At 59.1% G+C, this 16934-nt stretch carries 14 protein-coding genes; 11 read left to right on the top strand and 3 right to left on the bottom strand.

The annotated features are described in order from the left end of the window. Nucleotides 1–139 precede the first annotated feature (139 nt). The 8 genes from hflK to ACTJK5_RS03660 all read left to right on the top strand — a co-directional run bounded on the left by hflK (nt 140) and on the right by ACTJK5_RS03660 (nt 9225). Complete coding sequence (gene hflK / locus ACTJK5_RS03625) at nt 140–1288, top strand: FtsH protease activity modulator HflK (protein WP_335322361.1); 1149 nt, start codon at nt 140–142, stop codon at nt 1286–1288. 1 nt (nt 1289) lies between these two features. Continuing rightward, nucleotides 1290–2240: a protease modulator HflC gene (hflC, locus tag ACTJK5_RS03630; protein ID WP_335322362.1), complete on the top strand. Its 951-nt coding sequence runs from the start codon at nt 1290–1292 to the stop codon at nt 2238–2240. Nucleotides 2241–2460: 220 nt separating this feature from the next. Continuing rightward, nucleotides 2461–4008, top strand: a complete 1548-nt coding sequence (locus ACTJK5_RS03635; protein WP_062440619.1) for a Do family serine endopeptidase — start codon at nt 2461–2463, stop codon at nt 4006–4008. 379 nt (nt 4009–4387) lie between these two features. Then, entirely contained in the window at nt 4388–5740 is a 1353-nt protein-coding gene (locus tag ACTJK5_RS03640; RefSeq protein WP_440611860.1) for an LLM class flavin-dependent oxidoreductase, read from the top strand. Between the two features lie 9 nt (nt 5741–5749). Further along, nucleotides 5750–6598, top strand: coding sequence for an ABC transporter permease (locus ACTJK5_RS03645; protein ID WP_440611861.1), 849 nt, complete (start codon nt 5750–5752; stop codon nt 6596–6598). A gap of 44 nt (nt 6599–6642) precedes the next feature. Next, nucleotides 6643–7623: an ABC transporter substrate-binding protein gene (locus tag ACTJK5_RS03650; RefSeq protein WP_440611862.1), complete on the top strand. Its 981-nt coding sequence runs from the start codon at nt 6643–6645 to the stop codon at nt 7621–7623. 9 nt (nt 7624–7632) lie between these two features. Next, the gene (locus ACTJK5_RS03655; protein ID WP_062598558.1) at nt 7633–8400 is read left to right on the top strand and encodes an ABC transporter ATP-binding protein; all 768 of its coding nucleotides are present in this window, start codon (nt 7633–7635) and stop codon (nt 8398–8400) included. Between the two features lie 78 nt (nt 8401–8478). Next, a complete protein-coding gene (locus ACTJK5_RS03660; protein WP_112954307.1) occupies nt 8479–9225 on the top strand; it encodes an SDR family oxidoreductase in 747 nt (248 codons plus the stop codon). Nucleotides 9226–9249: 24 nt separating this feature from the next. Here the strand turns inward: ACTJK5_RS03660 and ACTJK5_RS03665 are convergent, their stop codons facing one another. Together ACTJK5_RS03665 and serB are read right to left on the bottom strand one after the other, a co-directional pair. Further along, on the bottom strand, nt 9250–9810 hold the full coding sequence (locus tag ACTJK5_RS03665) for a GNAT family N-acetyltransferase (protein ID WP_440611863.1): 561 nt from the start codon (nt 9808–9810) through the stop codon (nt 9250–9252). Beyond that, complete coding sequence (gene serB, locus ACTJK5_RS03670; protein ID WP_440611864.1) at nt 9807–10697, bottom strand: phosphoserine phosphatase SerB; 891 nt, start codon at nt 10695–10697, stop codon at nt 9807–9809. The genes ACTJK5_RS03665 and serB overlap by 4 nt, the downstream gene beginning before the upstream one ends. Between serB and miaA the strand changes: the two genes are divergently transcribed. Beyond that, nucleotides 10696–11592: a tRNA (adenosine(37)-N6)-dimethylallyltransferase MiaA gene (gene miaA, locus ACTJK5_RS03675; RefSeq protein WP_440611865.1), complete on the top strand. Its 897-nt coding sequence runs from the start codon at nt 10696–10698 to the stop codon at nt 11590–11592. The two genes, serB and miaA, sit on opposite strands and share 2 nt — an antisense overlap. 173 nt (nt 11593–11765) lie before the next feature. Here miaA and ACTJK5_RS03680 read toward each other — a convergent pair whose 3' ends face one another. Next, entirely contained in the window at nt 11766–13724 is a 1959-nt protein-coding gene (locus ACTJK5_RS03680) for an ATP-binding protein (RefSeq protein WP_440611866.1), read from the bottom strand. A gap of 387 nt (nt 13725–14111) precedes the next feature. On the opposite strand from ACTJK5_RS03680, the gene ACTJK5_RS03685 reads away from it, so the two are divergent. Further along, nucleotides 14112–15905: an acetolactate synthase 3 large subunit gene (locus ACTJK5_RS03685; RefSeq protein WP_440611867.1), complete on the top strand. Its 1794-nt coding sequence runs from the start codon at nt 14112–14114 to the stop codon at nt 15903–15905. Nucleotides 15906–15926: 21 nt separating this feature from the next. After that, the gene (gene ilvN, locus ACTJK5_RS03690; RefSeq protein ID WP_062426570.1) at nt 15927–16499 is read left to right on the top strand and encodes an acetolactate synthase small subunit; all 573 of its coding nucleotides are present in this window, start codon (nt 15927–15929) and stop codon (nt 16497–16499) included. Nucleotides 16500–16934 lie beyond the last annotated feature (435 nt).

Here is a 16934-nt window from a genome sequence, read left to right on the forward strand (position 1 = left end):
GGGTCTATCTGGTACTAAGTTACCGCCCCTGCGTTGAAACAGACGCTTCGCCTTCTTATAACGAGGACGATATTCCCGCCGGCATCGCAAAAGCGCGTTGGAGAGGGAGCGGGAAAGTTTTTATAACAAAGAGGTATGAATGCCCTGGAGCAATCAGAATGGCGGCGGTGGCCCTTGGGGCGGCGGCGGCGGTAATAGTGGCGGCGGCGGAGGAAACAACCAGGGTGGACCTTGGGGACAAGGGCCAAACCGGCCACGCGGCGGTGGCGGAGGCGGAGGCGGCGGTAACGGCAATGGCGGCCCGCCCGATCTGGAAGAAATCATCCGTCGCAGTCAGGATCGCTTCAAGCGCATGCTGCCGGGCGGCTTCAATGGTGGCGTCGTGGCCATCCTTGTTCTCGTGGTTCTTGCCTTTATCGGCATTCAGTCCATCTACACCGTCCAGCCGGACGAGCGCGGCGTAGAACTTCGTTTCGGCAAGCCGAAGAACGAGGTGTCGATGCCCGGTCTGCATTATCACTTCTGGCCGATCGAGACTGTCGAGATCGTCAAGGTGACCGAGCAGCAACAGAACATCGGTGCACGCGCGACGTCGTCGTCGGCTGCCACCGGCGTGATGCTGACTGGCGACCAGAATATCGTCAACGTCCAGTTCTCGGTTCTCTATACGGTCTCCGATCCGAAATCCTATCTCTTCAACGTCGATACGCCGGCTGAAACCCTTCAGCAGGTGTCTGAAAGCGCGATGCGCGAAGTCGTTGGTCGCCGTCCGGCGCAGGATATTTTCCGTGACAATCGTCAGGCGATTGCCGCCGATGTTCGCTCCATCATCCAGGCGACGATGGACAGCTACGGTGCCGGTATCTCCATCAATGCGGTTGCGATCGAGGATGCGGCACCGCCGCGCGAAGTCGCCGATGCCTTCGATGAAGTGCAGCGTGCCGAGCAGGATGAAGATCGTTTCGTGCAGGAAGCCAACCAGTATGCCAACCAGAAGCTTGGTGCGGCACGCGGTCAGGCAGCCCAGATCGTCGAAGAGGCGAACGCTTACAAGAGCCGTGTCGTCAACGAATCTCAGGGTGAGGCTCAGCGCTTCATCTCGATCTACGACCAGTACCAAACGGCACCGGAAGTGACTCGCGAGCGCATGTTCATCGAAACGATGGAGCAGGTCCTCAAGGGTTCGAACAAGATCATCATCGATGAAAAGCAGGGCGTGGTGCCATATCTGCCTCTGAATGAAATGATGCGCGGCAATACCGGCGCAGCACAGCAGGGAGGCAACTGATATGAGCAATCGTCTTACGGCAATTCTCGTTGGCCTCGCGATCCTGTTCTTCCTCGTCTACTCCTCGGTCTTCGTCGTGAATGAGCGGCAGCAGGCAATCGTCGTCCGCTTCGGCCAGATCCAGGATGTGAAGACGCAGCCGGGCCTATACTTCAAGCTGCCATTCGCCTTCATGGATGCCGATCGCGTTCAGTATATCGAAAACCGCGCGCTGCGCTTCGACCACGACAACATTCGTGTTCAGGTTTCGGGCGGCAAGTTCTACGAAGTCGATGCTTTCGTGGTCTATCGCATCACCGATGCACGTCGCTTCCGCGAAACCGTGTCGGGCGATCAGCTCTCTGCTGAAACGCGTCTGCGCACGCGTCTCGATGCATCGCTTCGCCGGGTCTACGGTCTGCGTGGCTTCGAATCCGCGCTGTCGGATGCCCGCGCATCGATGATGCAGGAAGTGCGCGACGATCTGCGTCCTGACGCCGAGTCGCTCGGTATCAGCATTGTCGACGTCCGCATCCGTCGTACGGACCTGACGCAGGAGGTCTCACAGCAGACCTTCGAGCGCATGAAGTCTGAGCGTCTGGCGGAAGCCGAACTGATCCGCGCCCGCGGTAACGAGGAAGGCCAGCGTCGTCGCGCTATCGCCGATCGTCAGGTCGTCGAGCTCGAATCCGACGCTCAGCGCCAGTCCGAAGTGCTGCGCGGTGAGGGTGATGCCGAACGGAACCGCATCTTCGGTGAAGCCTTCCAGCGTGACCCGGCCTTCTTCGAGTTCTACCGCTCGATGACCGCCTATACCAACGCGCTGACGGGTAACGGTACGACCCTGGTTCTTTCACCAGATTCGACCTTCTTCCGCTATTTCAACAACATCAACGGCACGCAGCCGCAGGGTGCAGCACCTGCAGTTCCGCCAGCGCCTCCCACGGCGCCGGCACAGGCGCCAGCGAACTGATTGTTGGATATATGAGTTTGAAAAGGCCGCCACGAGCGGCCTTTTCTTATGGAAGAAAATACGTGTGATGGTCGTGGCTTTACGATAGGCCTTCATTTGCAGTGGAAGGAGCGCGAAGATTCGCGTGCTCTTCACGAAAAGGTTTTTCACACTTCATCATTCCGCCTTATGCTTGGCTACTAAAGCTTGAGGCTACTATTTGCAGATGCGAGGACGCTTGATGCCCGTGACCCGATTTTCGCCCTTCCGCAGCAGCGTTGCCGGTCTGGCCGCCTTTGCCATTGTGACCGGTGGTGTGGCTGTGCCTGTGGGTGCGATGGCGCAGACCAACGGTCCAGCTTCCGTGGCTGATCTCGCCGCGCCGCTTCTCGATGCGGTGGTGAATATTTCGACATCGCAAAGCGTGAAGGCGGAGGGCAAGGGTCCGACGCCACCGCGTATCCCGGATGGTTCGCCATTCCAGGAGTTCTTCAAGGACTATTTTGACAACCAGAAGCCCGAGAGCGGGGAGAAGGTCAATTCGCTCGGCTCCGGCTTCGTCATCGATCCGGCCGGTTACGTCGTCACCAACAATCACGTCATCGAAGGCGCTGACGATATCGAGGTGATCTTCCCCAATGGTACCAAGCTCAAGGCCAAGCTCGTGGGCACCGATACTAAGACGGACTTGTCCGTTCTGAAGGTCGAGCCGAAAGCGCCGCTGAAGGCGGTGAAGTTCGGCGATTCCCGCACCATGCGCATCGGCGATTGGGTGATGGCGATCGGCAATCCTTTCGGCCTCGGTGGCTCGCTGACCGTCGGTGTGGTCTCAGCCCGCGGCCGCAACATCAATGCCGGTCCCTATGACAACTTCATTCAGACTGATGCCGCCATCAACAAGGGCAACTCCGGTGGTCCGCTCTTCAACATGAAGGGTGAAGTCATCGGCATCAATACGGCGATCATTTCGCCGAGCGGTGGCTCGATCGGTATCGGCTTTGCCGTACCAACCGAGCTTGCGCAAAACATCGTGCAGCAGCTGATCGAGTTCGGCGAAACCCGCCGCGGCTGGCTTGGCGTGCGCGTTCAGCCCGTCACCGACGATATTGCCTCCAGCCTTGGCATGGATACCGCCAAGGGCGCGCTGATTTCAGGCGTTGTGAAGGGCGGACCGGTTGAGAACGGGCCGATCAAGCCGGGTGATGTGGTGCTGAATTTCGATGGCAAGCCGATCCAGGAGATGCGCGACCTGCCGCGGATCGTGGCCGAGAGCCCGGTGGGCAAGGAAGTCGATGTCGTTGTGCTACGCGACGGCAAGGAGGAGACGGTCAAGGTCAAGCTCGGTCAGTTGCAGGATAGTGCCGAAGATCAGCAGCCCGGCGCTGGCAGCGACGACGCCATGCCTGAAGATGGTGAGGGTGGCGAAATGACCGCGCCTGAGCAGAAGAACGGCGAAACCGAGCAGCAGGCGCCCGATACACGCGAGGCAGCGCAGACGGTGCTCGGCATGAACCTCGTGACGCTCACCGACGAGTTGAAGACCGAGAAGGGCGTGGCCGAAAGCGTCGAGGGCGTCTATGTGGCAAGCGTTGCGCCCGGTTCCATTGCAGAGCAGAAGGGCGTCAAGGCGGGCGATGTGATCGTCGAAGTCGGCCAGGATTTCATGGAAGTCCCCGGCGACGTGATGGTGCGCGTCAATGGCCTGAAGTCTGCTGGACGCAAGAATGCGCATATGATGATTGCCGACGCGCAAGGCAATCTGCGTTTTGTCGCGATACCGCTGGAATAGTCGGCTCCACGCCAAGCGTTGTGCTTGGTGAGCTTGAATTATACCGGCCGTCTTTTTTGTTGGCGGCTTACAAATTGAAGGCCGGAACATCGGATATGATGTTCCGGCCTTTTTTGTCTTGAGGTTGGCTGCCACGCCGTTGACACGGAGTTGCATGAGCTCCTCCATTGCCGAACATATTTTGCGCTCGTTCTGCCTCTGCGCTCAAGAACAGAAATATTTTTGCTCAGGATGCGCAACAGAGCAATCTCCTTTCTATATAAAAATAGTAGACAATGTAGGGTTCTTCTCAAGCGGCACGTGGTGAACGGGTGCTGCAGCTGGATGGTCGCTTCTCTGCCTGAAGGCAGACGCGGCAAAGCTTCAAAGCGAGGAACCAATGGCACGCAAGATTAGACTGGGCGCATTCCTGCCGGGCGGTGGACAGCATATCGCATCATGGCGTCATCCCGATCAGCCGGTGGATGGCGCGGTGAGCTTCGAGTTTCATAAGCAGCTGGCGCAAACCGCCGAACGCGGATTGTTCGACGCCTATTTCCTGGCAGACAATCTGGCTGTCGGCTTTGGTGGGGCGCGGGAAGGTGGCAATGCAAGGGTGGCGGGTTTCGAACCGACGACGCTTTTTTCGGCACTCGCGCCCTTCACCAAGAACCTCGGCTTCATCGCTACCTCGTCAACCACCTATGAAGAGCCCTATCTGACCGCGCGCAAGTTTGCGTCTCTGGATCTGATTTCCGGCGGCAGGGCAGGGTGGAACGTGGTGACGACCACTGGCGATCCCGCCGCACAGAACTTCAATCTGGACACCCAACTGCCCCATGCCAGCCGCTACAAGCGCGCTGCCGAGCATGTGGATGTCGTCAAGGCGCTGTGGGACAGTTTCGAGGATGATGCTTTTGTCCGCGATGTCGAAAGCGGCGTCTTCTACGACAAGTCCAAGCTGCACGAGACCAATCATCGCGGCGAGCATTTTCAGGTGCGCGGTCCGCTGAACGTGCCGCGCTCGCCGCAGGGGCACCCTGTTATCGTTCAGGCGGGTCAGTCCGAAGATGGTCGCGATCTGGCGGCCGCAACCGCCGAGGTGATCTTTACCGCCCACCAGCATCTCGAGACGGCCCAGGAGTTTTATCGCGACATCAAGACGCGCGCTCGCCGTCTCGGCCGCGATCCAAACCATATTCTCGTCATGCCGGGCGTGTCGCCCTTCGTGGGAAGAACCCTGGCGGAAGCGCAGGAGAAATATGAACGGCTGACCTCGCTCATCCTCGAAGAGGACGGCGTCGGTCTTTTGAACGGTCTGACGGGCGGTACGCTGGACCTCAAAGGCTACGATCTCGATGGACCGCTCCCTGTCGCGCCACTGACGGAAGGGATGAAGAGCCGGCAGGCGCTGCTGCGTCAGATTGCCGACGAGAACAACTTCACCATCCGCCAACTCTATCAGTGGGTCGCTTCTGCACGTGGTCACTTCACGATCGTCGGCACGCCGGAAACCATCGTCGACACGCTGCAGGAGTGGTTCGAGAACGAAGCCGCCGACGGTTTCAATATCCTGCCGCCATGGCTTCCGACAGCGCTCGACGATTTCGTCGATCTCGTTATTCCAGAGCTGCAGCGTCGCGGCCTCTTCAGGACCGAATACGAAGGCACCACGCTTCGCGAGAATCTCGGCCTGCCCTATCCCGTCAATCGCTGGTCCGTAGAGCAGCCAGTTGCCCAGGCAGCGGAGTGAGGTGTGATCATGTCCTATGACGAGGTAAAGTCCACGCATTCAGGGGTTCTGGATTATCGGGGCGAGAAGCGAACGCCCGTCGCTCTACAGGTGGCGAACCGCTATGTCGCGCCGTTCCTCGCCCGCTACGGGCTGGTGCTTGCCTTTCTGGCAGCCTGGCAAATTTCGAGCACGCAGGGGTGGATCAACCCGGCGGTCTTTCCACGGCTCGACACCATCGTCGCCGCTCTGTGGAAGGGCATTGTCGGCGGGGCGCTGATCGATGATATCGCGATCAGCCTCCAGAGATCCGGCATTGCCTTTGCGGCGGCCGTCGCCATCGGCATTCCGCTCGGCCTTTTCATGGGGCAAGTGGCGGCCGTTGAGCGCGCGCTCGACCCGCTGCTGCAATTCTTCCGCCAGACCTCGGCGCTCGCCCTCTATCCTGTCTTCATTCTGATGCTGGGGCTGGGTGAAGCATCCAAGGTCTTCGTCATCTTCTGGGCAACGCTCTTTCCGATCCTGCTGTCCACCATTGGCGGCGTGAAGGAAGTGGATCGCAAGCTGATCGAAATGGCGCGCACCTATGGCGTAGGACCGATCGCGATTTTCCGTCGTGTGGTGTTGCCTGCTTCCGTTCCGGCGATTTTCGTCGGCTTGCGTCTTTCCGCCACCACCGCGCTCCTTCTGCTCATCGCTGCCGAGATGATCGGTGCGAATAAGGGTGTCGGCTTCCAGGTGATGAATGCCCAGTACAATTTCCAGATTCCGCTGATGTATGCGTCGATCCTTCTTCTGGCGCTTCTCGGGCTCGCGGCCAATGCCGGGCTCGTGCTGCTCCAGCGCAAGCTTTGCCGCTGGTCTGCGCCGTCCCATTGATCCACGCATCGATCCCCGTTTTTGCAAATTCAAAGGATAAGACCATGACCTTCCATTCCCGCAAGCTGCTGCTCTCGGCAGCCATCCTTTTCGGCCTGACCAACATCGCTTCGGCGGAAGAGGTGAAGCTGCGCTATCTCGCGAGCCAGGGCGGTCTTGCCGCGCATGAGCTTGCCGAAAAGCTCGGCTATTTCAAAGGCACCGGTGTAAGCTTTGAAAATGTCGGCTATGCCCAAGGCGGTCCGGCTTCGCTCTTTGCCCTTGCTTCCGGCGATGTCGAAATCGGCAGCGCTGCGACATCCGCCGTGTTGAACTCGATTGCCGGCGGAAACGACTTCGTCGCCGCCTATCCATCGAACGGCATCAACGATCAGGTTCAGTCGGTCTTCTACGTTCTCGAGGATAGCCCGATCAAATCTATCAAGGACATCGCAGGCAAGACGATTGCAGTGAATACGCTTGGCGCCCATCTGGACTATACGATCCGCGAGGCGCTGCATTCGCAGGGTCTGCCGGTCGATGCGGCAAAGCCGGTGGTCGTGCCGGGACCGCAGCTGGAGCAAGTGCTTCGCTCCAACCAGGTGGATATTGCTGCCTTCGGCTACTGGCAGACGACCTTCGAAGGGCTAGCAAAGACGCATGGCGGTATCAGGCCGGTTTTCGATGACACGGATGTTCTCGGCGATATTGCCGGCGGCTTCGTGGTCTTGCGCCGCGATTTCATCAAGGCGCATCCAGAAGCGGCAAAGACATTCGTCGAACAGTCTCAACGCGCGCTTGATTACGCGCGCGAACATCCGGAGGAAACCAAGGCAATATTCGCCAAGGCCCTGGAAGAGCGCGGCGAAAATCCCGAACTGGCGAAATATTTCCTCGGTTATGGCGTCCGTCCCGGCGGCAAGGCTGTCGATCGCGACCTGCAGTTCTGGATCGACGTGCTGACGCGCGAAGGCAAGGTAGAGCAGGGCCAGCTCGTGACGGAGAAGATCCTCTATTCGCCTGAAACCGCGACCGCCAGCAATTGAGGTGATGTGATGAGTGCCGTGCAATCTCTACGGGGAGAGGTGGCGATCCGCCACCTCTCCAAATCCTACCAGTTGAATGGCAAGCCGTTCCAGGTGCTGAAAGACCTGAATCTGACGATCCGATCCGGCGAGAGCCTGGCGATCGTCGGTGCCAGTGGCTCCGGCAAGACGACGCTGCTGAGGGTGCTGGCTGGGCTTGAAGAGGCCGATCGTGGTGATGTGCTGATCGATGGAAACGCAGTGCGTGGCGTCGGTCGTGAGAGGGCGGTGATTTTTCAGGAGCCGCGGCTTCTGCCCTGGTTGACCGTGCTAGACAATGTTGCCTTTGGGCTCGAGACGCAAGGATTGAGCCGGGAAGAAGCACGCAGCCGCGCCCGTCGCTACATCAACCTCGTGGGCCTGCAGCAGTTCGAAAGTGCCTATCCGCGGCAGCTCTCCGGCGGCATGGCGCAACGTGTAGGCATTGCGCGCGCTCTCGCCGTCCAGCCGGAAATCCTGCTTCTGGACGAGCCGCTCGGCGCGCTGGATGCGATGACGAAGATCGGCATGCAGCAGGAGTTGGCGAGGATCTGGCGGGAGGAAGACGTGACCACGGTTCTCGTGACGCATGATCTCGAAGAGGCGATCTATCTTGCTGACCGGATTCTGATCCTGCCGCGTGAAAAGGGTGCTGCGCCACGATTGATCGATGTCGATCTTCCGCGCCCGCGTGATCGGAGTTCAGCTGCCTTCGTTCGCCAGCGCGAGGAGCTGCTGCACGTCTTTGGCCTGCATTAGCGCAAGTGCATGAAACGGGTGGCTGTCAATCAAGCTGCCCTCTAACCCTTGGCCTTCATTAAATGGAGGCCCAAGGCTGTGACACTGCTGAATAACAAAGTCGCAATTATCACTGGCGCATCATCCGGTATTGGCCGGGCGACCGCGCTGCTCTTCGCCACAGAAGGTGCTGCGGTCGTCATCAATGCGCGTGGCGAGCGGGCGCTGAATGAGGTTGCCGAAACAATTGCCGATCTGGGCGGCCGGGTGCATGCGGTGGTCGGCGATGTCGGACTTGCGCAGACCCATGAGCGATTGGTTCAGGCGGCGGATCGGTTCGGTGGTCTTGATATTGCCGTCAACAATGCAGGCGCTGTGGGCGCGATCAAGCCGCTTGCCGAACTCTCGCTCGAAGAATGGCATCACACATTGAACGCCAATCTGACCTCAGCCTTTCTCGGTGCCCGTTTCCAGGTGCCATTGATGTTGGCGCGCGGCGGCGGGGCGATTGTCTTCACCTCCAGCTTTGTCGGCACGAGTGTTGGCCTGCCCGGAATGGCCGCCTATGGCGCGGCAAAGGCGGCGCTCATGGGACTGGTGAAAGGTCTGACCGCCGACTATGCTGTGAAAGGCATTCGCGCCAATGCCCTGCTGCCCGGTGGCGTGGATACGGCAATGGCTGGAGACGACGCACAAAAAGAATGGGCCGCCGGTCTTCACGCGATGAAGCGCATCGCAAACCCTGAGGAATTGGCGCAGGCAGCGCTTTTCTTGGCAAGTCCGATGGCGAGCTTCGTTGCCGGATCCGCCCTGTATGCCGATGGTGGTAATGCCGCGGTCAAATGAAATGTTCGGCAGCGGCATGGGATGTTATCGCGCCCGCCATTCCTCCAGCGTCAGCGCGTAGGTGACGTGGGGCCTAAGATGCGGATGTGTGTCTTCCGGCACGCGCGGATGATCGAAATCACGTGAGGGGTCACGCTTCAGGCCTATGCGCTTCATCACCGCGGTGGAGCGATGGTTGTTGTGGACGGCGAAAGAGACGATCTCGGTAAGACGCTTGTCGTCGAATGCCATGGCCAGCAGCGCTTTCGCCGCCTCGGTCACATAGCCCTTTCCCCAGTATCGGGTGGCAAGCCGCCAGCCGATTTCCATGGTGCCGGGCGCAAAGACGTCGTCGACCGTGACGGGGGCGACGCCGCAAAAGCCCATAGGCTCGCCGGTCTCGCGATTTTCCATTGCATAGAAACCGAAGCCGGTGGCGTGGATCATGGCGTTGATCCGCTCCATCATGGCGTCGGATTCTTCATCGCTTCGACGAACGGCAAAGAACTCCATCACCTCGGGATCGGCATTGATCTCGCGGAAGAGGGCGCGGTCGCTGTCCTTCCAGTCGCGCAGGATGAGGCGCGGTGTGCCGTGGATGATCATGCGGTAACGAAATCCGATTTGCGATAGCCCTGGAGATAAAGAAGGGCGGTCAGATCGCCATGATCGATGCGGATCTTCGCTTCGGCTGCGACGGCGGGCTTGGCATGGAGTGCCACGCCGCTGCCGGCAAGGTGAAGCATGCCGAGATCGTTTGCGCCATCGCCAACGGCCAGCGCGTCATCCGGTGAGATACCAAGCGTGTCGGCAATATCGATCAGGGCGTCGACCTTGGCCTGCTTGCCGAGGATGGGTTCGGCCACGGTGCCGTCCAGTTGTCCGTCCTGCTCACCCAGAATGTTGGCACGATTTTCCTGGAAACCGATCATGTCCGCGACGCGTGTCGTGAACACGGTGAAGCCACCGGAAACGAGCGCGGTATAGTAGCCCTTCGCCCTCATCGTCGCCACGAGTTCCTTGCCACCTGGGGTCAGCGTGATGCGTTTTTCGATCACCTCATCGATGACAGAGACGGGCAGGCCCTTCAGCAGCGCGACGCGCTCGCGCAGTGCGGGCTCGAAAGCGATCTCGCCATTCATTGCACGCGCGGTGATCGCCGAGACCTTGTCCTTCAATCCGACTTCGGCAGCCAGTTCATCAATGCATTCCTGGCCGATCATGGTGGAATCCATATCGGCGATCAGGATTTTCTTGCGGCGTGTATCCTGATCCTGAATGACGATATCGATCGGCAGGCCGGCTATCGTGGAGGACAGCGTCTTGTGCGCGGCTTCCGTATCGGCGCCTTGCGGCAGCACGATATCGCAGGCAATACCGTCTGCCAGCCAATAGAGCCCGGAGGCGCCAACGGCCTGCGCCGCAGTTTCCCCAAGGGCTGCGGCAAGAACAGGATTTGACGGATTGGCGATAAGCGTGGCAACGAAAGCCATGATGAAAAACCTTGATGAACCATTCGATGCGATCCTGATAACCGGCCCGACGGCAAGCGGCAAGTCCGCGCTTGCGCTTCGTCTTGCGCGCGAACACGGCGGCGTCGTCATCAATGCAGACAGCATGCAGGTTTACGACACATTGCAGGTGCTGACGGCCCGGCCTTCGGTGGAGGAGATGGAGGGGGTGCCGCATTATCTTTACGGTCACGTCCCCGCCAACGCGCTCTATTCGACAGGTGAATGGTTGCGGGACATAACGTCACGTCTCGATGAGGTAAGGGGAAAGGGGCAGCTCCCTGTGATTGTGGGAGGCACCGGGCTCTACTTCAAGGCATTGACCGGCGGGTTGTCGGACATGCCGACGATCCCTGCGGATATAAGGGAAGGGTATCGGCAGCGGCTGTTGGACGAGGGAAGCGCTGCTCTCTACCGCGAACTGGAAGCGCGAGATCCGGAGATGGCAGGGACGCTGACACCGACGGATGGCCAACGGATCGTGCGCGCGCTGGAGGTTTTGGAGACGACCGGGCAATCAATCCGGTCGTTTCAAACGGCGACGGGTCCGATGATCGTCAATCCCGAACGTGCGCGCAAGATCGTGGTTCTGCCGGAGCGCAGCGTTTTGCATGATCGCATCAACCGCCGTTTTGCCGGCATGATGCAAAGCGGTGCCGTTGAGGAGGTCAAGGCGCTTCTTGCTCTTGCGCTTCCCGCGGACTCGACTGCCATGAAGGCGATCGGCGTGTCGCAGATTGCCGAGATGCTGGACGGTCGCATGAGTGAGGCCGAGGTCATCGAGAAAGCCGCAGCGGCGACCCGTCAATATGCCAAGCGGCAAATGACCTGGTTTCGCAATCAGATGGGGCCGGACTGGCAGCGCATCATCCCGTGAGCCTCTTACCGCATCGGCCCGTAAGTCGGTGTCGATTTTCGGAAAGCAGGATGCGTCGATCAAAGAAGAGAGAGCGTCTCGCGATCTCTCAGATTTGCTTCCTGCGCTATAGTCTCTGTTGTGTCGCATGTCGTTGTCGCAAAACCGCTGCACAGTTTTGCGTGGACCATGCTTCAGTCCTTCTTGTAGAGGCTTCCCAGAGGTTTCTTCAGCAAGGTCTCGCGAATGGAAGAGCGCGTCTCATTGGTGAAGAACGGGCGGGTGGTGTCCGGCGCTTGAGAGAGTGGTGGCTCTGGTTCCGGCTTCGGTGTTGTGGCTTTGTTGATACGCGGAAGCATGTCGGGTCGGTAGGGTTCGCAGTCGCCGCCGTTGGTCTCGGACGAGTCATAGGTCCAGCCCCCCATCTCGATCTCGCCGACATCCTTGGCAACCGTCGCCTCATAGCTTTGCCTGAAGCCGGAGATATCCGGGCCCGAGATTGCGCGCATCCTTTTGACGATGGAGCGCAGGTCCACATTGTCCGGCACATCTTCATGGTGGTGGCTGATGATGCCATTTGCCTTTGGCAGCATGTGTGGCGGCAGCCGGTTGAAGCGCATACGCATCGGTACGTTGATCGCTTCGCCGAAGGCAATCGCTTCGCCATTGCCAAGCGAGGACAGGAAGCTGATCGTCGACGTCGATGAGTTCGAAATCGCCGAGCGGATGATCTCCTGGTCGTTGTCGTTGGACAGGCGCATGGCAAAGACCGTAGAGCACTGCGACAGGATCGTCTGGTCGAGTTCACCGGGGCGCTGTGTGATGATGCCAAGCGAGACGCCGTATTTGCGGCCTTCCTTGGCGATGCGGGCGATGGCCTGGCGCGTTGGGAAGAAGCCAAGTCCCGGATTGGCCGGAACGTAGCGGTGCGCCTCTTCGCAGACCACCAGCGTATGGATCGAGCCTTGACCCCAAAGCGCCAGTTCGAAGGCCATACGGCAGAGAACCGAGGCGACGGAGTTGACGACTTCAGACGGGATGCCGGCGAGCTGGAATACCGAAATCGGCTTGCCATCTCCCGGTACGCGGAAGATATGCGCCACCGTCTCCATGATCGTGTCACTGATGGTGCTGTTGGAGAACATGAAGTGGTAGCGCGGATCGTTGATCGCCGCCATGATGCGCAGCTTGAGGGTGCGAAGGACAGGCTTTTCTCCACGCCCCTCCAGCCGTCCGATGCGCTCGTCTATCAGCGCCAGAAGATCGGCAATACGGTATGGGACAGGCGTGTCGGCGGTCAGCGCGGTTTTTTCCGAGGCACGACGCATGGTCGACGCGTCGGTTCCGCGGAAAGCGCGCTTGGCTTCCGGGATGAGATCGCGCAGGACATCCAATTCGTCGGCAGGCGGCTCTTGCCCACGAAACAACACTTCGGTGAACTCTTCGAGCTTCATCAGCCAGAAGGGCAGATCCAGCGTATCGGTATCGATGACAACGGAGGTGTTGGGAAAGGCCGCGGCAAATTCATTATGCGGATCGAGGACCAGCACCCGCAGCTTGGGGTCCTTCTCGATGGCTTTGTTGAGAAGCAGAGTGACGGCTGTCGTTTTGCCGACGCCGGTGGAGCCGACCACTGCGAAGTGCTTGGAGAGCATTTCCGGAATATTGACGATGGCATCGACGCTCTGATCCTGGCTCAGATGACCGATGATGCAGCTGCCTCTCGCGCTATTTTCATAGATGCGGACGAGGTCGCTTGAGCGGATGCGGTGCGCGATGGCGCCGAGATACGGATAACGGGTAATGCCGCTTGTAAATTGTTCGATGCCTTCGGGCGTCGAGTAGATTTCACCGAGCAGTTCGACATCGATGAGCAGCGTGTTCGGTTCGCGTTCGGACCAGAGCGGGCCATCGACATTCATGGCATAGGTGAGGGCCGCGACACGGGTTTCACCGAGATCGATGGAGATGAGGCGCCCGACCGACCACAACTGAGCAAAGCTTGGATTGGCGCTATCGGTGGTGACGGAGATTCTGGCTTTCGAGCCGCTGCAGAAGATCACGCGCCCGAGCATGCGGTTGCCCGCTGTCTGAGCGTCGCGGCGGTCGTGATTTCCAGCTTTCGCCGATGTCTGCAGATCTTCGTTAAACACGTGTTGTCCCTGCCAGGTCGATGCCGATGTCTTCACAAGGCCGTCTTTTTCTTGTCGGCAGGTTATAGACCTTGTGGCTTTAACAAGTGGTGTAATGCCTGCGTATTTTTATTGCGTTGGCGGGCGGTCCGCGGCAATAAAGTTAAGAACCGGTGCATTTTCTCGGCATTTTGCGTTGACGCCAATCCGGTTTCTGTCTAACACTCCGCTCCATGAAAAATCTTAACGTACTTATCGTGGTGGGACGGCGCATGGGCAGGATGGTGTAACCATCCGGCGAAAGCACCCATGCGCTGAACGAGGCTCCTCTAGGAGCCTTTTTTTATGTCTCCACTTGGGCGGTCACGCCCAGCGATATCCAAAAGCCAAATCGGGATGGAACAGGCAATGACGGATAAGGATACTACGGACAACAGCAATCGCATGACCGGCGCGGAAATCGTTTTGCGCGCGCTCAAGGACAATGGCGTCGAGCATATTTTCGGCTATCCGGGCGGTGCAGTTCTCCCGATCTATGACGAGATTTTCCAGCAGGAAGAAATCCAGCACATCCTGGTTCGTCACGAACAGGGTGCTGGCCATGCTGCGGAAGGTTACGCACGCTCTACCGGCAAGGTTGGCGTCATGCTTGTTACGTCCGGTCCAGGTGCGACGAATGCGGTTACGCCGTTGCAGGATGCGCTGATGGACAGCATTCCACTCGTTTGCATTTCCGGCCAGGTTCCCACCACGCTGATCGGCTCCGATGCCTTCCAGGAATGCGATACCGTCGGCATTACGCGCCCCTGCACCAAGCACAACTGGCTGGTCAAGGACGTCAACGAGCTGGCGGGCATCATTCATGAGGCCTTCCGCATCGCTCAGACGGGTCGCCCGGGCCCTGTCGTCGTCGACGTTCCGAAAGATATCCAGTTCGCCACCGGCACCTATACGCCGCCATCCGCTGCCATTCAGCAGAAGAGCTATACGCCGAAGATTCAGGGTGATTTGAACGCCATCCACGCGGCGATCGAACTGATGTCGAAGGCGAGACGCCCGGTTTTCTATACCGGCGGGGGTGTCGTCAATTCCGGTCCGGAAGCCACGCGCCTCCTGCGCGAGCTGGTCGAGCTGACCGGCTTCCCGATCACGTCCACCCTGATGGGTCTCGGCTCCTATCCGGCCTCCGGGGACAAGTGGCTGGGCATGCTCGGCATGCATGGTTCTTACGAAGCCAACATGACCATGCATGATTGTGACGTCATGGTCTGTATCGGCGCGCGTTTCGACGACCGTATTACCGGCCGTCTGAATGCCTTTTCGCCCAACTCCAAGAAGATCCACATCGATATCGATCCGTCCTCGATCAACAAGAATGTTCGCGTCGACGTTCCGATCATCGGCGATGTCGGTCGTGTTCTGGAAGATATGGTTCGGCTGTGGCGGGCACTGCCTGTCAAGCCTGAAAAGGCGCAGACGGCGGAGTGGCACAGCCAGATCGCACGCTGGCGGGCGCGCAATTCGTTTGCCTACAAGAGTTCCAACGACGTCATCATGCCGCAATATGCGCTGGAGCGTCTGTCGGAAGCGACCAAGGGGCATGATACCTACATCACCACCGAAGTCGGCCAGCACCAGATGTGGGCGGCACAGTTCCTCGGCTTCGAACAGCCGAACCGCTGGATGACCTCCGGTGGCCTCGGCACGATGGGTTACGGCTTCCCGGCCGCCATCGGCGTTCAGGTCGCTCATCCGGATGCGCTGGTTATCGATGTTGCCGGTGACGCCTCGATCCAGATGTGCATTCAGGAAATGTCCTGCGCCATCCAGTACAATCTGCCGGTCAAGATCTTCATTCTGAACAACCAGTATATGGGCATGGTCCGCCAGTGGCAGCAGCTGCTGCACGGCAACCGTCTGTCGAACTCCTATACCGAAGCGATGCCGGATTTCGTCAAGCTGGCGGAAGCCTATGGCGCCGTCGGCATGTATTGCGACGATCCGAAGGAGCTGGATGACAAGATTGCCGAGATGATTGCGGTGAAGAGGCCGGTGATCTTCGATTGCCGCGTTGCCAATCTCGCCAATTGCTTCCCGATGATCCCGTCTGGTAAGGCACATAACGAGATGCTGCTGCCGGATGAAGCAACGGACGAAGCCGTCGCCAATGCCATCGATGCCAAGGGCCGCCAGCTCGTCTAAGCGTGGGAAGAGGATAAAGACATGAACGCACACCTACAGCCCACCGGCTCCGCATACTTCATCCAGACGGAAACGGCGATGGTTGAAAACCACACGCTTTCCGTTCTCGTCAACAACGAGCCGGGCGTCCTCGCTCGCGTAATCGGCCTGTTTTCTGGCCGTGGCTACAATATTGAGAGCCTGACGGTTTCGGAGACCGAGCATGAGGCGCATCTGTCGCGCATTACCATCGTGACGCGCGGTACGCCCGGTGTCCTGGAGCAGATCAAGGCGCAGCTTGAGCGGATCGTTCCGGTTCACCGCGTGGTGGATCTGACGGTGCGTGCCCGCCAGGCCGGGCAGGAGCGTCCAATCGAACGCGAAGTGGCCCTTATCAAGGTTGCAGGACGCGGCGAAGATCGCGCGGAGACATTGCGACTTGCGGATGCCTTCCATGCCAAGGTGGTGGATGCGACGCTCGATCACTTCATTTTCGAGATCACCGGCAAGTCCTCCAAGATCGATCAGTTCGTTTCGATCATCAAGCCGCTCGGCCTGATCGAGATTTGCCGTACCGGCATTGCGGCGATGAACCGCGGTCCGGAGGGTATGTAAGCTCTTTTGATTTTCGATCGAATGCTGAGGAAGGTCCCACTTCGTGGGGCCTTCTTTTTTGCTTGTTGCCTCGCCAGTCGGAGCGTGATGCGCCTAAGTGCCTGTCTGTCATGTGGAGGCGCATCGCTCGAGAACGACCTGTCGCCGTGCGCCCTAACATCTTCCGGTGTAAATATGGAGGGCAGAGCTCTGGTGTGAATGTAGGGCAGGCGAGGACCTGCTGCTGTTGCGCCGATGCTCCTCACGTTACGTAAGCTTATGATGCATAACGGTTTTTTTTGAAATTTTTGGCGCAACGCGGGTCGATTAAACTTTTATACATTTGTTCTTTCGCATAGTAGCGGCCGTTCTTCGCGCCATGACGGTGCGTTTCATCATGATAGACAAAGCAATGATCCGTGGCCTCGGAGGGGTATCGGTTGGCGGTCGCTATTG

Source organism: Agrobacterium sp. 22094 (genome assembly GCF_052046015.1).
GTDB lineage: Bacteria > Pseudomonadota > Alphaproteobacteria > Rhizobiales > Rhizobiaceae > Agrobacterium > Agrobacterium cavarae.

What these genes read in the sequence shown, in the direction of transcription:
- hflK (WP_335322361.1), top strand. Translation starts at nt 140, where the DNA reads ATGCCCTGGAGCAATCAGAATGGCGGCGGTGGCCCTTGGGGCGGCGGC.
- hflC (WP_335322362.1), top strand. Translation starts at nt 1,290, where the DNA reads ATGAGCAATCGTCTTACGGCAATTCTCGTTGGCCTCGCGATCCTGTTC.
- ACTJK5_RS03635 (WP_062440619.1), top strand. Translation starts at nt 2,461, where the DNA reads ATGCCCGTGACCCGATTTTCGCCCTTCCGCAGCAGCGTTGCCGGTCTG.
- ACTJK5_RS03640 (WP_440611860.1), top strand. Translation starts at nt 4,388, where the DNA reads ATGGCACGCAAGATTAGACTGGGCGCATTCCTGCCGGGCGGTGGACAG.
- ACTJK5_RS03645 (WP_440611861.1), top strand. Translation starts at nt 5,750, where the DNA reads ATGTCCTATGACGAGGTAAAGTCCACGCATTCAGGGGTTCTGGATTAT.
- ACTJK5_RS03650 (WP_440611862.1), top strand. Translation starts at nt 6,643, where the DNA reads ATGACCTTCCATTCCCGCAAGCTGCTGCTCTCGGCAGCCATCCTTTTC.
- ACTJK5_RS03655 (WP_062598558.1), top strand. Translation starts at nt 7,633, where the DNA reads ATGAGTGCCGTGCAATCTCTACGGGGAGAGGTGGCGATCCGCCACCTC.
- ACTJK5_RS03665 (WP_440611863.1), bottom strand. Translation starts at nt 9,810, where the DNA reads ATGATCATCCACGGCACACCGCGCCTCATCCTGCGCGACTGGAAGGAC.
- miaA (WP_440611865.1), top strand. Translation starts at nt 10,696, where the DNA reads ATGATGAAAAACCTTGATGAACCATTCGATGCGATCCTGATAACCGGC.
- serB (WP_440611864.1), bottom strand. Translation starts at nt 10,697, where the DNA reads ATGGCTTTCGTTGCCACGCTTATCGCCAATCCGTCAAATCCTGTTCTT.
- ACTJK5_RS03685 (WP_440611867.1), top strand. Translation starts at nt 14,112, where the DNA reads ATGACGGATAAGGATACTACGGACAACAGCAATCGCATGACCGGCGCG.
- ilvN (WP_062426570.1), top strand. Translation starts at nt 15,927, where the DNA reads ATGAACGCACACCTACAGCCCACCGGCTCCGCATACTTCATCCAGACG.